The 20,119-nt window shown below is 67.0% G+C and carries 18 protein-coding genes; 5 read left to right on the top strand and 13 right to left on the bottom strand.

Going from position 1 to position 20,119, the window contains the following annotated elements; genetic code table 11:
* Window positions 1-10: 10 nt before the first annotated feature.
* The 13 genes from WDV06_RS13165 to WDV06_RS13105 form a co-directional block, all read right to left on the bottom strand.
* On the bottom strand, window positions 11-2,068 hold the full coding sequence (locus WDV06_RS13165) for a coiled-coil domain-containing protein (protein ID WP_395509878.1): 2,058 nt from the start codon (window positions 2,066-2,068) through the stop codon (window positions 11-13).
* Window positions 2,069-2,209: 141 nt separating this feature from the next.
* The gene (locus WDV06_RS13160) at window positions 2,210-3,964 is read right to left on the bottom strand and encodes an AAA family ATPase (RefSeq protein ID WP_395509877.1); all 1,755 of its coding nucleotides are present in this window, start codon (window positions 3,962-3,964) and stop codon (window positions 2,210-2,212) included.
* A 255-nt stretch (window positions 3,965-4,219) separates the two neighbouring features.
* Window positions 4,220-4,768: a hypothetical protein gene (locus tag WDV06_RS13155; protein ID WP_395509876.1), complete on the bottom strand. Its 549-nt coding sequence runs from the start codon at window positions 4,766-4,768 to the stop codon at window positions 4,220-4,222.
* 43 nt (window positions 4,769-4,811) lie between these two features.
* Entirely contained in the window at window positions 4,812-7,088 is a 2,277-nt protein-coding gene (gene mobL, locus WDV06_RS13150; protein WP_395509875.1) for a relaxase MobL, read from the bottom strand.
* Window positions 7,089-7,183: 95 nt separating this feature from the next.
* Window positions 7,184-8,218 carry a hypothetical protein gene (locus WDV06_RS13145; protein WP_395509874.1) on the bottom strand — a complete coding sequence of 345 codons (1,035 nt, stop codon included), beginning with the start codon at window positions 8,216-8,218 and terminating at the stop codon, window positions 7,184-7,186.
* A complete protein-coding gene (locus WDV06_RS13140) occupies window positions 8,218-8,742 on the bottom strand; it encodes a hypothetical protein (protein WP_395509873.1) in 525 nt (174 codons plus the stop codon). The genes WDV06_RS13145 and WDV06_RS13140 overlap by 1 nt, the downstream gene beginning before the upstream one ends.
* A gap of 63 nt (window positions 8,743-8,805) precedes the next feature.
* Window positions 8,806-9,516, bottom strand: coding sequence for a hypothetical protein (locus tag WDV06_RS13135; protein WP_395509872.1), 711 nt, complete (start codon window positions 9,514-9,516; stop codon window positions 8,806-8,808).
* The gene (locus WDV06_RS13130) at window positions 9,513-10,301 is read right to left on the bottom strand and encodes a hypothetical protein (RefSeq protein WP_395509871.1); all 789 of its coding nucleotides are present in this window, start codon (window positions 10,299-10,301) and stop codon (window positions 9,513-9,515) included. Before WDV06_RS13130 ends, WDV06_RS13135 begins: the two co-directional genes overlap by 4 nt.
* A gap of 74 nt (window positions 10,302-10,375) precedes the next feature.
* Window positions 10,376-11,077: a hypothetical protein gene (locus WDV06_RS13125; RefSeq protein ID WP_395509870.1), complete on the bottom strand. Its 702-nt coding sequence runs from the start codon at window positions 11,075-11,077 to the stop codon at window positions 10,376-10,378.
* Window positions 11,074-12,057 carry a hypothetical protein gene (locus WDV06_RS13120; protein ID WP_395509869.1) on the bottom strand — a complete coding sequence of 328 codons (984 nt, stop codon included), beginning with the start codon at window positions 12,055-12,057 and terminating at the stop codon, window positions 11,074-11,076. Before WDV06_RS13120 ends, WDV06_RS13125 begins: the two co-directional genes overlap by 4 nt.
* Before the next feature lie 101 nt (window positions 12,058-12,158).
* Window positions 12,159-14,039, bottom strand: coding sequence for a phage tail tip lysozyme (locus WDV06_RS13115; RefSeq protein ID WP_395509868.1), 1,881 nt, complete (start codon window positions 14,037-14,039; stop codon window positions 12,159-12,161).
* Between the two features lie 585 nt (window positions 14,040-14,624).
* Complete coding sequence (locus WDV06_RS13110) at window positions 14,625-15,929, bottom strand: hypothetical protein (protein WP_395509867.1); 1,305 nt, start codon at window positions 15,927-15,929, stop codon at window positions 14,625-14,627.
* A 136-nt stretch (window positions 15,930-16,065) separates the two neighbouring features.
* Window positions 16,066-16,458: a hypothetical protein gene (locus WDV06_RS13105; RefSeq protein ID WP_042813540.1), complete on the bottom strand. Its 393-nt coding sequence runs from the start codon at window positions 16,456-16,458 to the stop codon at window positions 16,066-16,068.
* A gap of 336 nt (window positions 16,459-16,794) precedes the next feature.
* Here WDV06_RS13105 and WDV06_RS13100 point away from each other — a divergent pair, with 336 nt between their 5' ends.
* The 5 genes from WDV06_RS13100 to pspAB all read left to right on the top strand — a co-directional run bounded on the left by WDV06_RS13100 (window position 16,795) and on the right by pspAB (window position 20,110).
* The gene (locus tag WDV06_RS13100; protein WP_395509866.1) at window positions 16,795-17,415 is read left to right on the top strand and encodes a helix-turn-helix domain-containing protein; all 621 of its coding nucleotides are present in this window, start codon (window positions 16,795-16,797) and stop codon (window positions 17,413-17,415) included.
* A gap of 184 nt (window positions 17,416-17,599) precedes the next feature.
* Complete coding sequence (locus WDV06_RS13095; protein ID WP_395509865.1) at window positions 17,600-17,761, top strand: hypothetical protein; 162 nt, start codon at window positions 17,600-17,602, stop codon at window positions 17,759-17,761.
* 663 nt (window positions 17,762-18,424) lie between these two features.
* On the top strand, window positions 18,425-18,577 hold the full coding sequence (locus WDV06_RS13090) for a hypothetical protein (protein ID WP_395509864.1): 153 nt from the start codon (window positions 18,425-18,427) through the stop codon (window positions 18,575-18,577).
* Entirely contained in the window at window positions 18,577-19,503 is a 927-nt protein-coding gene (gene htpX, locus WDV06_RS13085; protein ID WP_395509863.1) for a zinc metalloprotease HtpX, read from the top strand. The genes WDV06_RS13090 and htpX overlap by 1 nt, the downstream gene beginning before the upstream one ends.
* Window positions 19,504-19,531: 28 nt before the next feature.
* The gene (gene pspAB / locus WDV06_RS13080; RefSeq protein ID WP_395509862.1) at window positions 19,532-20,110 is read left to right on the top strand and encodes a PspA-associated protein PspAB; all 579 of its coding nucleotides are present in this window, start codon (window positions 19,532-19,534) and stop codon (window positions 20,108-20,110) included.
* Window positions 20,111-20,119: the final 9 nt, after the last annotated feature.

The following is a 20,119-nucleotide window of genomic DNA, read 5'->3' as shown; positions in this document are numbered from 1 at the left end:
ACCGGATCGCTCAACGGATGTAGAGCACCCCGACGATGAAGCCGGCCACACCCATCAGGAGCGAGAGCGTGACGATCATGACGACGAGGATCTTGTTCGAGCGGCTCTGCATCTCGGAAGCCCGCGCCAGCTCGTTGGCGTAGGCCTCCTTGTCGGCCTGCATCTCCGTCAGACGGGCTTCGTACCGCCTGGCCGCCGAATCCTCGACCGTCGTCAGCTGCTTGAGCAGGTCGGTGACCCGCGTCACCTGGAAGTTGGTCTTCTCCTTCTCCAGGTTGAGGTTGTGCTGCCACTCGGCGTCCCGAGTCGCCATCTGCGTGATGGCGTCCTTGCGGTTGCGTTCGAGCTCGTCCTCCATTCGGCGGATCCGGTCGGCGTGCTCAGAGCGCATCGATTCCAGGAGGTCCTGCTGTTCCCGGCGCAGGATGCCGATCTCGTCCGTGGTCCGCTGGTGCTCGGCCAGCGCCTCAAACTGGGCGATGTCCGCCTTGCGGTTGTCGTCGACGATTCGCTGGATCTCGGACTTCCACCGGCTCAGGCGCTCTTCCTCGGCCGCCAGGTACTCCGACTGCCGCTCGGCCAGCACCTCGAATATCCGCGTCTGCCCGGTCTGCATCTTCAGCGTCGCGTCCGACCGCCGGACCCGCAGGATTTCCTGCTGGTTGTGCGCGTGGGTGTCCTCGATGTCCCGCTCGATCCGGGCAACGGAGTCGATCTGCTCGCGCTCCATCCGTGAGCGGTTGCGCTCCTTGTACTGCAGCTCCGCCGCAAGCGCCGCCTGCTGGGCCACCTTGGCGGCCTGCGCCTCATAGTCCTTGGCGATCTCCGCCCGGCGGGCCCGGGCCTTTTCCTCCCTCTCTGCCTGCCGCTGCTGGTGCTCAGCCTCAGCCGCGTCCTTCAACAGCTTGTACCGGGAGCCCTCGCGGTCGGTGGCCACCGCACGGATGACCTGCTCGGTGTGCGCCGACATGAGGTTGACGTAGAGCGCACGCAGCTCGACCTCGTGCGCGGAACGGAGCTGCGTCAAGTCCGCGTTGGCCTGCCGGTTGAGCTGGGCGACCTGGTCGCCGAGCCACTCGGTCGCTCCCTCGGGCACGGCGATCTGTACGACCGGTGCGCCGATGGCGAAGGTCGCGTCGAACTCGTCGAGCCGGACGTCCAAGTCCAGCTCCTCGGAGAGGAACCGGCGGGCGATGACGTCGCGTACCTGGGCCTGATCCGCCAGCGGCACGGCGTCGCCGGCTTCCTGGCGGTCGCCCTCGATGTCGTAGCCGGCGTCGGTCTCGTCGAAGCCCTCGTAGCCGGTCACCTCGTCGCCGTCGTAGTCCGGCTCCGACTCGACCGAAACGGTGCCCACGTCGTCCGCGTCGAACACGGGTGCGTCCACCCGTTCATCGTCGTCGACGACGTCGCTGAAACGCGGCGCGTCGTCCAGGTCCTCCTCAGGCCCACCGTCACCGGGGATCTCATCGAAGATCGCATCCCCCTCGTCCTCATCGAGGAGCGCCGGGGTGGAATCGGCGGTCCCAGCCTCGGCGACCAGGCCGCTGTGTTCTTCCCACGCCTTCTTACCCACGGCTTCTTCGAGGGGTGTGATACCTGCGGCGACGAAGCGCGCCTGGGCGAAGGTCGCATCGTTCACCAGATCGACGAGCAGATCGCCGCCGGGCTGCTGCCACACGACGGCCCAGGCGTAGGTGGCACCGGTGAGCAGCGAGTACTCCTCCATGCGCGCGAGAGTCTCGTCGGTGGGGATGATGCCGAAGACCTCCTCTTCGAGCATCTCTGCCGTGGCCACCGTGCGGATCTGGTCGGAGGTGATGAGCTCGATGATCGAGCCCTTCGCCTCGTCCCGGCCGTGCCGCATGCTCAAGCCGCCGATCTCCTCGGCAGCAAGCACGAGCATCACCCAGGCCGTGCCGCTGGGAAAGACGAACGGAGTGTTCGACCGCAGCAACTCGACCGCTGCCGGGATCGCCGTCTCTCTCACCACGGAGGCCAGAAGCTCATTGGGCTTCTTCTTCCGTTCCTTCTTCTGACGGACCGCCGCCGCTCCCAGAATGCCCATCGATGCCGATCCCCTCGCCGAAAGAACACAGTCCGCCTGGTTTACGAGCATCCTATCGCCGCCTTGTCGAGGTAAGCAACTATAGGGCGTCTAATGGCTATTGACTTGCCAGTCGACTGGGCCGTGCCGGCCTTTACCGACTCATCGCACCGCACTGACCTCGATGTAGGCATCGGAACTCAGCAGGTTCTTGTCGTCGCTGACCAAGTCGCCGACGACGTCGATGCGGATCCGTCGCTCCGAGGGGTGCTCGTTGAGGAAGGTCGCCACCGCGGTCGTGACCTCGTCGGTCAGCCTCGCCACGGCCGCACGCGCGCCGCCGGCATCGGAGTCGGTGTCACCCTTGTCCTCGATGAGGTACTGCAGCACCCTCGCATCGACATCGACCCGCACGTTGTGCTTGATGAACACCTCCTGCACCATCTGCCGAAGCTTCTTCCGCACGATCTTCTGCTGCGTCGCCAGCGACAGCGGCTGGAAGGGTACGATCGCGTCGATGCGGCCCAGCAGCTCGGGCGGGAACCGGTTGTCGCCCGTCGTCGAGGAGATGGAGCGGCGGATCAGCTTCTCGTACTCCCTCAGCTGTTTGCCCGAGCCGGTGTCGTCGGCGGCGTACTGCGAGATGCTCTTGTAGATCTCCGTGCCGGCGTTCGTCGTCAGAACGATGTACGTGTTGAGGAAGCTCACTTCGCGGTTGTTGTCGTCGTTGAGCCGGCCGTCGTCGAGCACCTGCAGGAGCACGCGCGTGACCATCGCCGAGGCCTTCTCGACCTCGTCGAAAAGCAGCACGGCGTGGGATAGGTCCCACACCCGCTTGGTGAGTTCGGAGCGGAAGGCCGCGAATGACGAGTCCTCGGCGTACTCCGTCATGTCGAAACGGATCAGGTGCCGCTGGTCATCGCCGAACAGCAGCTTCGCCAGCTGCTTGGTGAGTTCGGTCTTGCCGACGCCGGTGGAGCCCGTGAACAGCAGGCTCGCCATGGGCTTTCCCTTGTCGTTGAGGTCCGCCACCGCCAGCTGTAGGCGACGCGCCACCGCGCCGGTCGCCCATTCCTGGCTGAACACCTTCTCGTCCAGCTGCTTCTTGATCTTCGCGCCGTCGACCTTGAAGGCCACGTTGACGTTCAGGGTCTCCATGAGCACGTCCGAGAGCAGGTCCCGGTCCATCGGCCGGTGCGTCAGGCGAGACCAGCCGACCATGGAGTCGAGCACGAGGATCGACTTGCGCGGTTGAGCGCTGGCCGGCATGTAGCGCTGGGTGTACTCGTAGATCTGCCGGAAGATGTGGTCGTCGTAGAACTCGTCGGCCACCCCATATCGTTCCGCCATGCCCTGCAGGATCTTGATGGTCGTCGACTGGTCGGGCGGGTTCAGGTTGATGCGTTGCAGTCGCTCGACGAGCGGCTGGTTCGGCGAGATGTGCTTGTGGAACTCCTCGTAGGTTGTCGCCGCGATGATCCTGATGCCGCGGGTTCCCGATGCGGCGAGGACCGGCTTGATCGCCTCGACTGCGGCGTCGGAGAGCTGGGCGACCTGATGGAACTCGTCGATGAAGAGGACCAGTTCGTGCTTCTCGTTTCTGACGAAGTCCTCCGCCTCGTCGAAGAAGCCCTTGAGGATCGCGGCCATGTTCTCGGCGGTGCCCGCCTCGGAGATCATGCGCGCGGGGTCCACTTCCAGGTAGAGGCGGTCCTTGTCCACCAGCATCGTGGCCTGGACCAGGGCCGTCTTGCCTGTGCCGGCCTCGGCCAACAGGAGCGCGTTGCACAGCTCGGGACGGCTCAGCGAGGCCAGCAGCTGTGTCGTCTCGTGCTCGCGGCCGACGATGTCGCGCTCGGCCTTCTTCAGTGGCTCCGAGAGTGTGGACAGGAGCCGGTAGCGCTCGTTGAGGTGCACCTCTTGAAACATGCCGCACAAGACCTCTCGACAGGGCTGGCGTTTCGACTGCGAAATCAGTCAAAACCTATCATGAGCCGCACTCGATAGGGCGCTCAATAGGGGCCGAGAAGAGCTTGTGAGGGCATTCGGATGTGGGGCTTGGAAGGCGGCCGCGCGATCAGTGCTCGACCTCTCGTGGTCGTAGGTCGCGAAAGGCCCCTGGATGTCATTCCAGGGGCCCTTCGAGGGCTTGACTCGGCCTCGCCCTTGGTCTCAGCCGATTGTCGGCTGGTCGACCTCGACCTCGGTTGCCTGCTCCCGCCCGGTCTCGGGAGCCGAAGTCCGAGCCTGTGACTCCCTGGCCGCGGCCTGGGCCTCGCGGGCTGCGCGCATGGAGGCCGACTGGCGGTCCAGCGTTCTGCTGTCGACCATGAACTCGGATGCCTCGACGGACTTGGTGTTGACCACCAGGCCGGTGCCGCGCGTCGCGGGCATCACATTGCCCTTGAAGCCGTAGATGGTGCCGATCTCGTTGCCGTCCTTGTCCAGGATCGGCTCGGTGTTCGGCCCCGCGGCCTCGGCGATCTCCTCCATCTGACGGGTGGAGTACGGGGCGCCGTTGGTGTAGCGGACCTTGCCGTCCTCGCCCTGAACCCGATCGGACTTCAGATGCAGGTTCGTCTGCTTCGGGCCGCGCAGGTCTCGCGCGTCAAGCTGGACGTCGGCGTACTGGGACGTGCGATCCCTGGTGAAGCCCTTCTTGTAGGCTATCGCGATGAGGTTGACTCCGGTCATCGCGCCCGGGCCCTTGAGAAGTGCCATGATCTCTTCCCTCCACTTGTCCCCACTGTGATCAGCTCGTCTGTCAGGGCTCAAAAGCGGTTGAGATGGACGGCTGATGCGAGTCGAATGCCATCTCGGTGTCTGCTGTGGCCACAGCCTGATCGACTCGGGCCTGGACCTGCACGACCAGACCGGCGTCCAGTGAGGAAGCCTTGGTCCGCCGCATTCCCTCGGCCTGTTCGCGCCCGGCGCGCAGCTCCGCGATGCTGGAACGCAACATGAGCGAGCCGGATCGCCGGCCCGTCTGCTGGGATGTCAGCTCCCGGGACACCCGTGTCATCGCCGCGACATCGTTCACCGGCAGATCGGCAATTGCCTCTGCCTGACCGGACTGGTCCAGGTAGTCCATCGCCGCGAGCAGCAGCCGTCGGCGATCCCTGGCTGTCTCGACGAAGGCCTGGTGTGCGCGCGGCCCGATGCGGACGTCGGTGACGAAGTCGTAGCCCAGGTGATGTAGATCCAAGCCCTTGACCTCGTCGAAGTCATACGTGGTACCGGCGACCACCGTGAAGTCCGTGCTGACCGCGTCCGTCTCCGTACCCGCCCGATGCTCGGCGCTCGACCCCACGCGCAGCACCAGGCCGGAGGAAGCGAGATCGGCCCGGAGGCCGTGCAACTTCCGGTCATAGGACTGCTTCATCGTCCGAATGCGCGCGTCCAGCACCGCCCAGCCGCGCATGCCCTCGGTCAGGAGCCTGCCGCCGGGCTGACCGTAGATCGTCCGGCCCAGATTCTCGGCCTCCTCGGAGTCTTTCATCCGCTGCAGAGAGGCATCCGCGCGCAGGGCCATGAGCGAGAGCAGCCGCCGGCCGTAAGCCGCCACGTCCTGCTGCTGCTCGTACCATGCGCCCGCACCCCCGACAAAGGGCAGGAAGTGCCGGTACTTGCTCATCAGCCTCCAGTGGTAGCCCTCCTCGAAGCGATAGAAGTCGTAGAGCGGGCGCGAATCCTCGGCGGCCACACCGGCCTTCTCGGCCCGTTCCCACTGGTGGGTGAGATCGCGGTAGACCCCGACCTTCTCCCGGTGATGCCGTAGACGTGAGGCGTAGCTGCGCAGCCGGAAGCCGAAGGAGACCAGATCGGCTTCCGTGTTCTCGTGGTCCCCCTGACGATCTGCAGCCAGCGCCGCCATCTGCCGGTAGTCCATCCCCATGACTTCGAGCATCGGCGTGCGCACTCGCAGTTCCGACTCCGGCATGGCCCGAAGCATCCGGTAGATGCCGTTGACGGCGCGCTCCGTGATCTGCGTACGTCCCTGCTCGACCAGCTGCTGCCATTCCTCCGTGCTCAGAGACTCCTTCGCGCGGCGCTCGTTGGCGTAGTCGACGATGCGCTCCATGGCCGCGGGCATCGGGGACCCGGCACGTTCCAGCTGCTCCTTCACGAGTTCGGTCACCAGCTGGTTCGCCTTGCGCATGCGAGCGTCGTCCGAGCCGGCGCGCCAAAGCGTTCGGTCCCCAGGCAGGCAGGCGACCAGAAACTGCGGCAGGGACTCGGCACGGATTCGCTCGTGCGCCCACCGCTTGATGAAGGTGGTGACGTTGCGCCGCTCGTAGCCGACGGCGCTGGAGAGGTGAGCGACCGCCTGCTTCTCGTGGAGCCAGGCATCGACGCCGCGGCGGAGCCGGGACTTGTGCCGGTCCAGTAGCTTGCCGCGCTGCGTGCCGTTCTTCGTCACCTGGCCCCGGCCGCCGTCGACCATGGCCAGGTGGCAGTGCACGTGCTCGGTGTCGACCTGGATGACCCCCACGTACCGCAGGTCGTCGAAGCCGCTGGTGCCCGAGCCCATCCGCTCCAGGCCGTACATGATCGCCATGCGCAGCTTCATCTGATCGATGTGGCCGCGGTAGTCACCGCGGGCTTCGCAGCGGAAGTCAACGTCGATGATCTTCTGCTTCCGCAGGTACTCCTCGTCGAAAGACAGCACGGTCTTCAACACGGTGTGCCCCGCGTCGAAGTGGTGCTGGATGTCCTTGCCGGCCGCCTTGAGCTGTTCGTCCGAGAGCGAGACCGAGCCGTAGCCGAAGGCCACGCCGCCGTCGCCTTGCGCCTGGCGCATCTCGTGCTTCGTCGCACCCCGCGAGATGCCGACGCGCTCGACGGCGGACTCCCGCGCCGTGTAGCGCAGGATGAAGTCGTCGGTGCGCAGACGCTGGATCGGAGCCAGGGACTCCGTCGCCTGCGCGCGGGCCATGTAGCGGGTGACGTAGTCGCCCGGCGTCGCGCCGCGCGATCCCTTGCCGCCGGGCAGCGGCACGCTGAACTCATTCACGATCACGATGTCCTGCTTCAGGCCCATCGTCGCTCTCCTTCCTGTCTCGCCACCGATGCACTACGGGCCCCGCCTGCTGTCAGCCGGCTCCCCGGGCCGCGCACGTCATGCCGGATCCGTCCTCAGGAGCCCAAGCTCTGCTCGTCGTCAACACCGAAGTCCAGATCGGCCGCACGCTGGGCCACCTGGAGCTTGCGCTCGTCCAGGCTCGGGGCGGGCTCGACCTCATGTCGGCGTGCCTCCTCCTCCAGGTCGGGATCGAGGTTCAGGTCGCGTTGCGCCTCACGGGTCGGGACCGAGGAAGCGGACGGCTCCCCCTGCTCTTCAGCCTTGTGCAGTGGTGCAGCCACGCGCTCCCGGTAGAGGTTCTCCGTGGTGCCCTCGGTGCTCGCACGCTCGGTCTGGTACTGCTCCCGTTCGGCGGCGATCTCCGCCTCGATCTGCCGCAAGCGTGCGTTCATGCCGTCAGCCACCGGCGCTGCCTCGGGCGCGGGCGCTCCGACGACCTGCTTGGTCTCGGTGTCCAGGCCCAGCTCGTCCTCGGTGAACAGCGGGTTGATCGCGTCCGAGCGTGACTTCAGCCCCCGTGCGTCGACTACGGCCTCGGCCCGCGGGACGCCGTCCTTGGACTGGTCGGCGAAGTAGCCGGCGAGGTCGTAGCCGCTGGACTCAAGATCGATCTCCAAGCCCCCGATGCCGTGGATCCGGGTGAAGACCACGGGCACATCGCCTTCGGTCTGCACCTCCGACGGAGCGAGGACGAGCACGTCCGCCGTGGCCGGCAGCTCCCACTCGATCCCGGTGACCTGCTCGGGCACGGTGAAGCCACTCGTGAAGTATCCCTTGCCGGCCAGCACCACCAGCTGCTGGTCGTCGAACTCGTAGAAGGCGTCCACCTTCTCGCCCTGGCCGGGGGAGTAGATCACCTGGGATATACCGAACGGCAGGGCCTTCGCAGGGGTGACCGAGCGCAGCTCGCCCGTCATGTGCAGATAAGGACGGTAGTTTTCCTCCCGGCCCCGATGCTTGAGGTCGAGCGATTCGACCATGACGCCGAGCTCGGCGACCACCCCCTCCAGCCGGTACGTCTCCACTCCTCGTTCACGCAGGACACGGTGGGCCCATACGTCGTTCATCGTCAGTCCGGCGGTGCGCATCACTTGCTCCTCTTGCGGTTGGTCCTGCTCTGGTTGGGGGTCCTGGTCGTGGCCTCCGGTGTGACGTCGGTCCCGGTCGCTTCGGCCCGGGCGTCCTGGATCTTCGCGATCATCCGTGTTGCCCAGCGCCACATGCCGCGCATCACGACGATCTCGCCCGCGACGAGCAGTGCGACCAGGAAGAGGAGCGGCATCAGCCACATGGCGATGGTTCCATCCGCGCTGAGCGCAACCCGGGATGCGCCCGACTGCCGGTGCAGCCATGCGCCCAGCAGCGGGATGATGACCACGGCCGTGATGCATGCCAGCAGGTAGTCGGCGAGAAGGACGACGGCCCGGAAGAACCCCGCCCACACCACGACGGAGAACCCACCGGCCTGATTCCTCGGAGCCAGGCGCCGCCATCCGGTGCGAGGCTTCGCAGCCGTGGGCTCCTTCTCAGGCTTGGCCGTGGTCTTCCTCGCCGCCGAGGCCGTGCTCGTCGGGACAGTCGTCTCGGTCTTCTCCAGGGCCTGAGTCGACATGTTCGTGTCCTTACGTCTCGTAGGGGGCTTCTGGGGTGCGTGCCGAAACGGTGGGTGCTTCGCTCACCGTTTCGGCTTGGGGGAGGACTGTTCCCCGCCGGCCCCGACGAGGGCGTCGCGGGTCTTGCCGGAGGCCCGATAGGCGTCCAGCGATGTCGCCGTGCCGTCCTGAGAGGTGGAGTAAGTGAGGACCACGAACTCGCTCTTGGCGGCGCTGCCCTTGTCCGGCCCGACGCGAACCGGATCCAGACGGGCCACCCCCGTGTAGGAGTAGTTCAGGCCCTGCACTCGACTCACATGAACGTCCAGATCGGCAAGCGCGTACGTCGTCCCGGTGCCCTTCGTCGCTCCGGTCGCAGCCATCCACTCCGGCACGAACTCGGTCAGTACCCGGGACTCGTGGTCGAGGAAGCCGTAGCGCGCGTCGAGTAGCGCCTGCTGCTCCTTGACGGTCCGGCTCGACGCCGAGCTGTCCGTGAGGCCGAGCAGAAGGGACCGGCCCGTCGTCCTGTCACGGTTCACCCGCTCGATGTCCACGCCCGGCAACCGGGCCAGCAGCGCCGTGTGCCGTGCTGCGAGCTCGGTCCGGGCGTCGCGGAGGTCGCCTTCGAGTTTCTGGACGACCGCGTTGTCCCGGGTGTCCGAGACCGCCGGACCGTCGCTGAGCAGGCCGGCTCCGAGTGTGACCACCGAGAGCGCGAGCAGCGCCCCGGTGCCGCCGAGCAGGATCCTCCCGGCGTGCAGGCGCAACCTGTCGTTGACCTCCTCCTTCACGGTGCCCGCACCTCCTGCTCCAGAGCCTTGCCCGTGACCGTCGTACCGGTCCGGATGTTCACGAACGCGTTGCGGACCACGTCGTAGTCGGCGCGGGCCCAGGCCAGCACCGCCGGCTTTTCGCCCGCCCCGGTCCTGGTCTCCATCGCCAGCCAGGTCACCGCAACGGTGCCGTCGTCGTTGACCAGATAGGGCACCTGGCCGGCCCACTCGAAGCCCGAGTCGAAGCTCATGGGGATCCCGACGCCGGCTGGCACGTCCTTGTCGCCGGCGAGCAGGTACCACGGACCCAGGTCTTCCTGGTGTACCGAGGGGGCGAAGTAGGGGAGGAGATTGCGTAGCGTCGACTGAGACGTCGCCGCGTCGAGCTTGCCGCCGTCTGCCGCCACCTTGGGCGTCAGGTAGCGGTAGTCGTTCTGCAGCTTCGCGACTTGACCAGCCGCCCTCAGGGCCGCGGTCAGACCACGCTCGGCGTCGTCGGCCTTCGGTAGCGCCGCGGTCTTCGCCTCGGTGATCCTGAGCTGCTCCCGCAGGGAGGACACCTCCGGTACAGCCGTACCGCGCACCGCGCTCTGGCCGTCGGACATTCCTGCGGAGAGGAGGAAGCACAGCAGCGCGCCGACACCCATGCCCAGACCGGCCGCAACGGTGCGCTTGCGCAGGCTGCCCGTGGGCTCCATGCGCTCAGCAGTGTCCGCTCCCTCCTGCGAGGACCTGGACGTCGCGACGAAGCGCGTCTTGCGTACCGCGGACCCGCCCGACTCATCGGTCTGTGTCGACGCCATTGTTCCTCAACTCGCCGTTTCACTCAAATGCCAGTCCAACTCTATCAGTGAAGCGAGTCGAAAGGGCGTCTGAGTCATTTGGAATGGCGAGTCTCGCCGCTCGCCGGCACGCCGGAGAGGTTCGTGACCTTGCCCTGGGCGTCGACCGTGACGAAGAGGAGCGCGCGCCGGTACGCCGTGACACTGGCTTTGCTCGCCTTGTTCTGGGACGTCGCGTCGGAGGTGACCTCGACGTCGGCAAGGACGGCGTAGGTGTAGACGCCCGCCTTGGCGTCGATGACCTCCACGTCCGGATCCGCGCCGAGGGCCGAGTTCAGGCCAACCGCGTCGATGTAGTGGTAACGCCGCCCTTGGGAGTCCTCGTTGAACCTCGACGGGGGCATGAACGACTTCAGGAACATCTCGTTCTCGGTGAGGTCGAACCGACTCTTCAGCCTCTCGCGCGCAGCCTCGTAGCTCTGCCCCGAGTCCCACGTGAAGACCATCGAGAGCAGCGACTTGATGCGCTCACGGTCGGTGCTCAGTCGACTCCGGCTGACACCCAGGGCCGCCATGACGTCCGCGTTCACCTGCTCGGCGTCACTCTTCCGGACAGCCGCCAGATGTCCCTCGACAGCGTTGATCCGGGCTTCCTGCTCAACCAGGGCCGTGTGCCGGCTGCTCCAGGTCACTCCGCCCACCGTCGCGACCACCGTGAGGACCGCTGCCGTCCCCAGGACCGAGAGGTTGCGCCGGAGGAATCCCCGCCGCGCGGGTGCTGCCGTCTGCTCCGTCATCGCTTCCCGCCCGCCTCCTGTGTGCCCGTGCCGCTGAGTTCGGGTACTCCGGACCCGGCCGGCATCCTGACCGCCGGGTTCTCGTGCGGAGCCCCGGCGGCGGTTACCACGAGGGCCACGTGGTCGAAGGCCCCCGCCGTGCCATTGCGTACGTAACGCGCGCTCGCCCAGGCGAGCACCTCGCCGCTCGTCGTGTCCCGGCACAGCCAGATGACTTTTGCCTGGTTCGTCGCGCCGGAGCCGCCCTTCACGCTCAGATCGGGCATCACCGTCTCGACCTTCCATGCGTACGTGCTCGGGGCAGCTGCCTTGTCGCCGTCGTAGCGGATGTACCAGGCGTGGCGCGGATCGATCTCGGTGGTCGCGTCGAACGGCGTCAGCGACGACGTGCCGTACGCCTCCTTGTCACTGACGAGGAAGGAGTTCTTGCCGAACAGCGGCGCCAAGTCCCGTCGGTGCTCGACGATTTCCAGCGTGGCCTGGTTCGGAGCCCCGTTCTTCGAGCTGGGCTGGACATCGGCCTGGTGGTACAACTCGGCGAAGGTCTGCTCACCCGCCGCGACCTTCTTCGCGTCGGCGGCCGCCGCCTCGGCGAGCTGTGACAACTGCGCGCCGATGTCCGCCTTCGCGGGCTTGGACCGGGCATCGTCCAACTGTTGCGTGAGCTGGAGGATCCGGGCCTTGTTGTCCGCTGTGGTCGTCTTGAAGCTCTCACCGGTCACGCCCGCAGTGATGACCAGGGCGAGGATCCCGGCACTCATCACCGCGGTGACGCCGCGGCGGAGTAGGCGCGCCTTGTCCGCCGGGACGCGGGCCTGCCCCTTCTCTCGCCGGCGCATCATCCAGCCCGCGAAACGCTCTTCGAGCTCGACTCCGGTGACCTTTGTGTGCGTCTTCGATACCGCGGGCTTCTCCCTGGGCGTCGACTCGCTCTCCTGCTCCGATCCGATGCCCTCGGACTCGACAGGGGTTGTCGTCACGGAACGCTCCTCACTCCGGGTTGTTCTCGTAAACGAGTGAAGCCTATATCAAAAGCCATTCATGGCCGAGTGTGGATTCATTCAGTAAGAGATGCCGCGCATCAGGCCGTTTTGATCTTGTCGGAGGTGAGCATCGCATCCGACATGTCCACGAACTTCCAGCCTGCGGCAGCCAGCCGCGCCGCGCTGTCGACGCGGACCCGGCCCATGAAGGCGCAGTAGCCGGCCTCACCGAGGATGACCTTGTCCCCCTGGACGCCGAGCACCACGAGGGTGTGGCCGACGGAAGTGGATCCCGGCCCGGACCCGACCGAGTAGGGGACGGGGGTCGACTGCATCGTCTTGCCGGTCTCCCTGGCGATCGTGTAGGCCGTCTCCTTGCCATCACCGGCCGGGTAGGCCTGGAACGTCGTGTATTTGTTCACGAAGTAGGTCGAGAAGCTGACGCAGTTCATCGCGTGGTTGTCGCCGCAGGAACCGGGGCCGCCGCCAGGGCCGTACCGGTCGTCGAGGAACTTGTCGCCCTCCTTGTTGAAGAGGTCGACGAGGGCCTGGGCCTCCTCCTGCGTCATCCCGCCGTCCTTCGGAGAGACGGAACCGCGGGCCGTGGAGGCGCAGTTTCCCAGGATCGTGTCGATCCCGTTCGATATGTTGTCGATGATCCCGCCGACGATGTCCTCGACGCCACCGACGACCGAGCTGTCGACCGACCAGCCGCTCATCTTGCCGAACCACATCTCGGCGTTGTCGCCTCGTACAGCGAGCCCGGCCGCGCCGTCGGCGGAGCGCTCCCAGTTCGCGTGAAAGTGCAGCGCCGCCGTACGCGGCGAGCCCTGCGACTTCCTGAGCATGTCCTTGAAGACCGCAACGTCGCCCGGGTTGTCACCATCGGCCATGAAGGCCAACTGGGCCTTGATCGTGAACCAGTCGACGCCCTTGCGCTGCGCGTACTGGCGCAGCAGCGTGTTGCGGCCGAACGTCCACTGCCCAAGGCCGATACCGTTGTCCGTGTTCTGCGCGGCGCCGGCCTTCGCGGCGGTCATGGCATACGTCCCCGTCGGAAAGTTCTGCACACTCGTCGGGTCGATCCCGGACTCCTGCGACCAGTTCCCGAGGATGCCCGCGATGTTCGCCTTCGGCATCCCCCAGTGGCTGAGTACCGAGTAGATCTCCTTGGCGTTCTTCTCCACGTTCGCCGGGACTGTGGCACCGGAACCGTTGCCGACGTTGTCCGCGTTGACGACGCACGCCGCCCTGTTCGCGTTGATGCTGCCCTCGGTCAACGCCGTCGAGTTGAGGACACCGGTCAGGACCGTGCCCAGCAGGGCCACGGTGGCGGTCAGGGCGACCGCACCCGACAGCGCTGCCGCTACAGGGGCCATCGTCGCAGTGACGGTGATGCCCAGGGCCGCGCCGACCCCCTTGGCCAGGAAGCTGCCGATCGCTATGAACGGTGCGGCGATCGCATGACCAACCGCCTTGAGGATGTTGACAAAGAGAATCCACAGCAGCTTCCCGGCGTTGACGGCCATCGCCATGGCTGCGAAGAACATGGACTTGAGCCAGTTCAGTAAGGCCATGGCCATGACCAGGCCCATGGCCGGCGGAGCAGCGGACGCACCACCGCCGATGGCGACGCCCTTGGCCGCCTTCGCGCCCAGGCCCCCGTCGTCCTTCGTCGCACCGCGCTCGTAGCCCGTGCCGCCGGCACCCAGCTCGCGCTGGTCGGCCGGCTTGGCGTCCGGGCTGCCGCCGGTGGCCTTGGACACGCCTTTGACCGTGTCCTGGGCACCCTCGACAGCGAGGTTCTTCGCTGCACCAACGGCGGCTCCCGGAAGCCCGCCGGCCTGTGCGCCGGCCACGGCACCGGAGACAGCAGCTCCCGCGTAACGCCCGGCGTTACGACGGGCCGCGCTGCTGCCGTCTCCTTCGATCGCCTTCTGGGTCGCGCCTCCGGCCAGGTTCCCGGCGACGCCGTTCATACCCTGCTTGATCGTCGCCCCGGCGTTCGCGGCCCCGGCTGTCTTGCCTGCGGTGTCTGCACTGTCCGGTACCTTCGACCCGGCCTCCGCCATCTTCGGTCGCGCGGTGTTCGCCGTGCCGGATGGGTCAGAAGGACCGGAAGGACGAGAAGGGCCGGAAGGAACAGGAGGACCGGAAGGGTCAGAAGGGCCGGGAGGACCGGAGGGACCGGAAGGACGGGAAGGACGGGAAGGACGGGAAGGACGGGAAGGACGGGAAGGACGGGAAGGACGGGAAGGACGGGAAGGATCAGCCTCCCGCCCCGGGAGCTGCTTGGGCACGGCGGTCTTGCCCCCAGGAGGCTTCTCGATGCCCTCCGTTCGGGTGGGCGCCGCCGCCTCCGTCCCGCTGTTCCGGCGCAGGGGCGCCGCCGAATCGAGGCTCTTGGTACCGCGACCCTGCCGGGGCATCCTCTGACTCGCCGACGTGTCCGGCTGGTCCTTCGTCGTCCCCGTCTCGGAGCTCCGATTCGGCTGGTCGGCGGCCATGCTGTTTTCCTTTCCGGCTCAATCCAGGTAGCAGGATCCGACACTTCTCCGCCGCACTCAGTGGAGCGTGGTGAGGAAGTCTTTGTCGTCACGAACGGTGCTGTTGGACTGCACGTCCCGCAGACTCACGTCCAGTCGGAGCAGGTCGAGTGAGAGGTCCGACTGGTACTTGGACTTGTTCGCTGAGTAGGTTTGATACGCATGTGAAAGGTTGTTCATGATGTTCATGAGCGGGCGCATCGTCACGTCGGAGGACTGGTAGTCCTTGGTGAGGCTGGTGCCGTCCGAGAGAATCCACTGCATGTCCGAGATCTGCTGAATCGTCGGATCTGATCCCTCGTCACGCTTCTTGGCGAACACCTGGGCGTAGCTCTGTCCGGCCGGCGCCAGGGCATGGAGGTAGCCGTCGTAGACGTTGCCTGTACGCCAGTTGAGGCCGAAGCCGCCGCGGGTGACGTGCTTGGTCTGCAGCGCCAGCGTCGAGACACCATCCTTCGCCTCGGCTGCGGAGACCCCCGTGATCTTGTCGGTGGCGATCGAGGCCGGAACGGCCGGCGGACGCAGGAACAACCCGTCGATCTTCGTCGTCTGCAGGTCGGACGTATAAGACCGAATCTGCGTCAGATTCGCGCGCATCTCGACGAGCTTCTGGTCCAGGGCCTTCCTGGCCTCGGTCTCCTTCTTCTTGAGCGCGACCCCGTAGTAGGCCTGCGCGGGATCGAAGGTCGGAGCGTTGAGCGCCGCGATCTTCTGGACCCCGGACGCACCGGGGTTGAAGAAGACCCGCCACTGGTCGTACTTGGTGAAGGTCTCGTCACCGGCCAGCTTGCCGCTGGCCTGCTTCGGCTGGGTTCCGGGCGCGGTGAGTTCGGCATTCGCCCGGACCGTCAGATTCAACACCTGACGGTCGAAGGGCCGGTCGGCGTTCAGGAGGACCCCGATGTAGCCGGTCGAGCCGAAGGCGTAGAGGGATCCCTTGATCCCGCTGGTGCTGACGGGCTCGCTGTTGAGTGAGGTGTCCGACCCGAGCAGGAACGCCCTGTAGTCCGCGGCGTTGTACGAGATCTGAGCGGTCGGGCTGAAGTGCATCATCACGAGCGCCTTGTTGCCGCGCTCGTTGGTGTAGACCCCGTCCACGGTGCCGTCGAGATTCGTCTTCGACGTTTTGAAGTCGCTGGTGTACAGCGCCGTCTGTGACAGCGAGTCACGTCCCGCCTGGTATGCCGAGACCCCTGATGCGCCGATCGCGATCGCGCCCGTGACCGCGAAGATGCCGAAGAACACCCCAAAACGCTCGATCGCGTGGTGCGAGTCAAGCTTGAACTTCCTGCTGAAGCCCAGCGCCTTGTTCCTGATCCCCATGTTCTGCTCTCTTTCGCGCCTGCACCGTGCTGCGACCCGGGTATGGCGAACCGGGTCGGAAGAGGCCTTGCGCCTCAACCGGCCCGGTTCGCTCGATGGCCCGTCACCGTTCGTGTGCGCAGTCCGTGACGGCCCCTTACTTGGAAGGGCCGCTCAGGAATCCGGTGACCTGGTCGAAGGTCTGCGCGATCACCGTGCCGCCGCCGAGATCCGTAATGGTCTGCTGGCCGCCGGAGCCGATCGTCGAGATCAGCGTCCAGCCGCCGGTGCCCAAAGCTCCGCCGACGAGAACGAGGAGCGCGATCGTGCCCCAGCCCTGCTGTTGGCCGGCGGACTGCGGGTTGGCCATCAGCTTCTTGATCAAGAGCACGCCGCCCCAGACCAGGCCGACAACGCCGAGCAGCATGAGTACAGAACCTCCCCAGAGCTGCACCTGGGACTTGGCGTTCTGCAGGAAGCTGGTCAGGTCCCAGGCAGCGCTCGGCAGGGGTGCCTGTGTGAGGACGGCTGCCCCGTCGGTCTTCGGCATACTTCTTTCCTCTCGCCTTTCGATTCATTCAGTGGTGTGACATCGAGTCGCAAGGCAACAAGCGCTGACTACCTGCCGCGGCAGGTGGTGATAGGGGCCGAGTAGGTCGATGGCGTCATCGACTCCTCTTGCTGACTCGTATAGGTGAGCATCCTGAGTGGATAACGTACACCATTCGAATCGTCGATCGTAGTGGTGTGTCAGATGTATCGATAGGCCATCGAAAGGATCTCGGGGGTGAGGCGAATCGACGTCGCGGTGTGTGGTCGTGGAGGTGGCGCGCGACCGTTGAGGTGCGACGGGTGGCTGTGGAATCCGCAGTTCGGGATGTGTAAGGTGCTGCTCCAGCAGTGCCGCAACGTCTGTCTGCTCGATTCCGAGGTGGGCCGCCCCCGCCTGCCCCCGTCGATCGCGAACTTGACCAGGAAGTGTCAAACCGCCATGAACCCACTGCCCGGTGACCTTTTCGCCCGTCGGCTTCGTCAAGAGCGCGAACGCCTCGGCATCAGCCAGGCAGAGCTGGCGCGCCGTATGGCCGCACTGCTTGGCGCGAACGTTGACTCCACTGCCATCACGCGCATCGAGCAGCAGACCCGTGCGGTCAGGCTCGATGAGGCGGTCACCGCTGCCGAGGCTCTCGGGGTTCCGCTGATCACACTGGTCAGCGACAACTACGCCCGGGAAAACGAGGCTGAGATCCAGAAACAGCTCGCCGAGCTCGCCATCGCCGAGCAGGAGCGGGAGAGGCTGCTGCAGAAGATCCACCGGATCACCCAGACCATCCAGCAACTCTCCGCCGAGCGGGAGGCCTTCCGCTCCCACGCGCTGAGCGTCAACCCTGAAACCGCCGGCGACCACGAGCTCGACCCGGAGACCCAGGCCGCTCTCGATGTCCGGATGCGTGATGTCCGCAACAAGCCGGCGGGAGAGGGCGCAGGCCCAGGCCCCGGCGCATGACGCTGTGCGGGCGGCCGGGTTGAACTTCCGGTCGCAGACGTTCACCGTCCCGGTTTCCGCCACCGGCCGGCCTGGTGATCCGGCGGATCCTTCCCGGCCGCTCGACGTGCCGGGGCGGCATCGCGTGCAGCCGTAGTGTCCCAAATCACCAAGACTGTCGGGCAGTTCGGATAGGATCGCAGGTATGGGAATCGACTGGGAAAACATCCTCGGCACAAGCGGGAACGGTCTCGACGAGGCATACGACAGGGCGGTCTCCTCGGTCGTCTATGGCGAGGCCGCGGAGGAGGACCATCGGCCACTCCCGGTCGGCGAAGAGTCCGACGACACGGATGGCCTGCGCTGACCCGAGGGCGCACGCAGAGACTGCCCGATGAGCCATCGTTGCCTGTTGGGCTTGGTCCGCTCCGGCGGGCATTGGGGATCAGAGGCTTCCGCCCCGTAAGGAACCGGTGGTCAAGCGTGCCATCGGGAACCCCGCCGGCCGACCGGCCTGCCGATCGTGGAGCGGGACTCCGAACGGGACGCGCGCAGGGTGCACCGGATCGACTGGGCGCAATACGAGTCGGCTCGGAGCCGGCAGCACTCCGCAGGCAGGCTGGGCGTCATCGCCCCGGTGGCCGCCGCAGCCGCGAGGACGAGCGCGTCCGTCAGAAGGGGCGCGTCGACTCCCGCGAGGGCGGCGACGCTGCCTGCAGGTCGGGCGTCGAGGGACGTGCCGCCGGTGACCAGCCGGATCGACGTCCGCTGGTTCCGAGAGCTCCTGGGCTCACGTGCCTGCGGACCACACGGACCGTCGCCCTCGCGCAGGCGGCCGACTGCGCAGGATGTTGCCGTGCGAAGACCCTCAGCTCGGGGACCAGTGCCGGGGACCAGCGAACGGCCTTTCGCGCGTTCCGAGGGACAATGGAGGAGACGCGTTCCGGGCGGGGGCCGGCGGCGGGCCGGTGTCGCGCGGGACGTCCCGGGCTGTCCCGCGGACAGGCCGGGCTCCACAGGAGGCGACGGCATGAGCATGCGGATTCCCGGCGAGGGCCGGTACGAGATCACCGGCGAGCACCTCGACGACCTCGACCAGGTGGACACCACCGCCCCGCAGGCGGCGGCCTGCGCACGAGACACCGCTCCCCGCCGCGGGCCTGACCCCCGGGCGGGTGTGTGATGCACAGCCGTTTCGAGCCCGACCGGCAGCTGACCGCCCGCATGGTGGTCACGATGTTCCTGCTCGGCCTGCTGTACGTGGCGTTCATCGCGGCGCTGGTCGCGCTGCTGAAGTCCGTCGTCCTGGTCGTCGTCATCGCCGCCGCCATGCTGGGCGCCCAGTACTGGTACTCCGACCGGATCGCCCTCTACGCCATGCACGGCCGGCTCGTCACGCCCGAGGAGCAGCCCCGGCTGCACGGAGTCGTCGACCGGCTGTGCGCCACCGCGGACATGCCCAAGCCCCGGGTGGCCGTGTCGCAGACGGACCTGCCCAACGCGTTCGCCACCGGCCGCAACGCCGACAACGCCGTGGTCTGCGTGACCACCGGCCTCATGCGCCGCCTGGAGACCGAGGAACTCGAAGGCGTCCTCGCCCACGAGCTCTCGCACATCGCCCACCGCGACGTGGCGGTGATCACCGTCGCCTCGTTCCTGGGCGTGATCGCCGGGCTCGTCGTCCGCTTCGCCTTCTACTCCCAGCTGTTCGGCGGACGTGATCAGCGCGACCAGAACACGGCCGTCGTCTTCGCGGCCGTGATGGCGGTCTCCGCCCTCGTCTACGCCGTCAGCTTCCTGCTCATCCGGGCCTTGTCCCGCTACCGCGAGCTGGCCGCCGACCGGGCCGCGGCCATGCTCACCGCCAAGCCGTCCGTCCTGGCCTCGGCGCTGACCAAGGTCAGCGGCGACATCGCGCGCATCCCCACCGAGGACCTGCGCACCGCCCAGGCGTTCAACGCGTTCTTCTTCACCCCCGCCCTCGGCCCCGGCACCGCGGTGGCGAACCTGTTCTCCACGCACCCCACCCTGGAACGCCGCGTCGAGGCACTCGCGGAGCTTTCCGCGCGGCTCGGCGAGGCCGGCGGCGAACCGCGCTCCGGGACGTGACCACGGGGCCGGAAGGGAGCTGACGCCGATGGGTTTCCTGGACGTCCTGTTCGGCCGGAGCAAGCCGGTCACGCCCGACCTGGACCAGCTCTTCGGCCTGCCCTCGGCGGCGGTCACCCTCCAGGCCGCCCTCGGCTTCACCCCGACCGGAGCGGGCTCCGTCTGCTTCGCCGCCATCGAGGGCGGCGCCTTCGCCCAGGTCCGGCAGGAGGTGCGCGACCTCCTCCTCGCGGACGCCGAACGCGCCGACGCACCGGTGGAGTTCAATGCGGACGAGTACGGGTACTCGTGGCTGGTCTCCCGCCGCCGCCCCGACGATCTGCCCGCTCTCGTGGGCGACCTGCACGCGGTGAACACCGCACTTCAGGACAGCGGCTTCGGCCCGCAGCTCCTCTGCTCCCTGGTCGCTTTCAGCCACCCCGAACGGCGCCCCCTCGCCCTGGTCTACCTCTACAAGCGCGGCACCTTCTACCCCTTCGCCCCGCTGCCCGGAAACAGACGCGACAACCCCCTCGAACTCCAGGTCAAAGCCCTCCTCCAGGACGACCTGCGCATCGAGCGGGACCTGACCCGCTGGTTCCCGCTGTGGGGCGCCCCCGCCCTGTGAGAGGACGCC

This window comes from Streptomyces racemochromogenes (genome assembly GCF_044129415.1).
GTDB lineage: Bacteria > Actinomycetota > Actinomycetes > Streptomycetales > Streptomycetaceae > Streptomyces > Streptomyces racemochromogenes_A.
The sequence above is the reverse complement of the archived record's forward strand: the minus strand, read 5'-3'. Positions and strand labels throughout refer to the sequence as shown.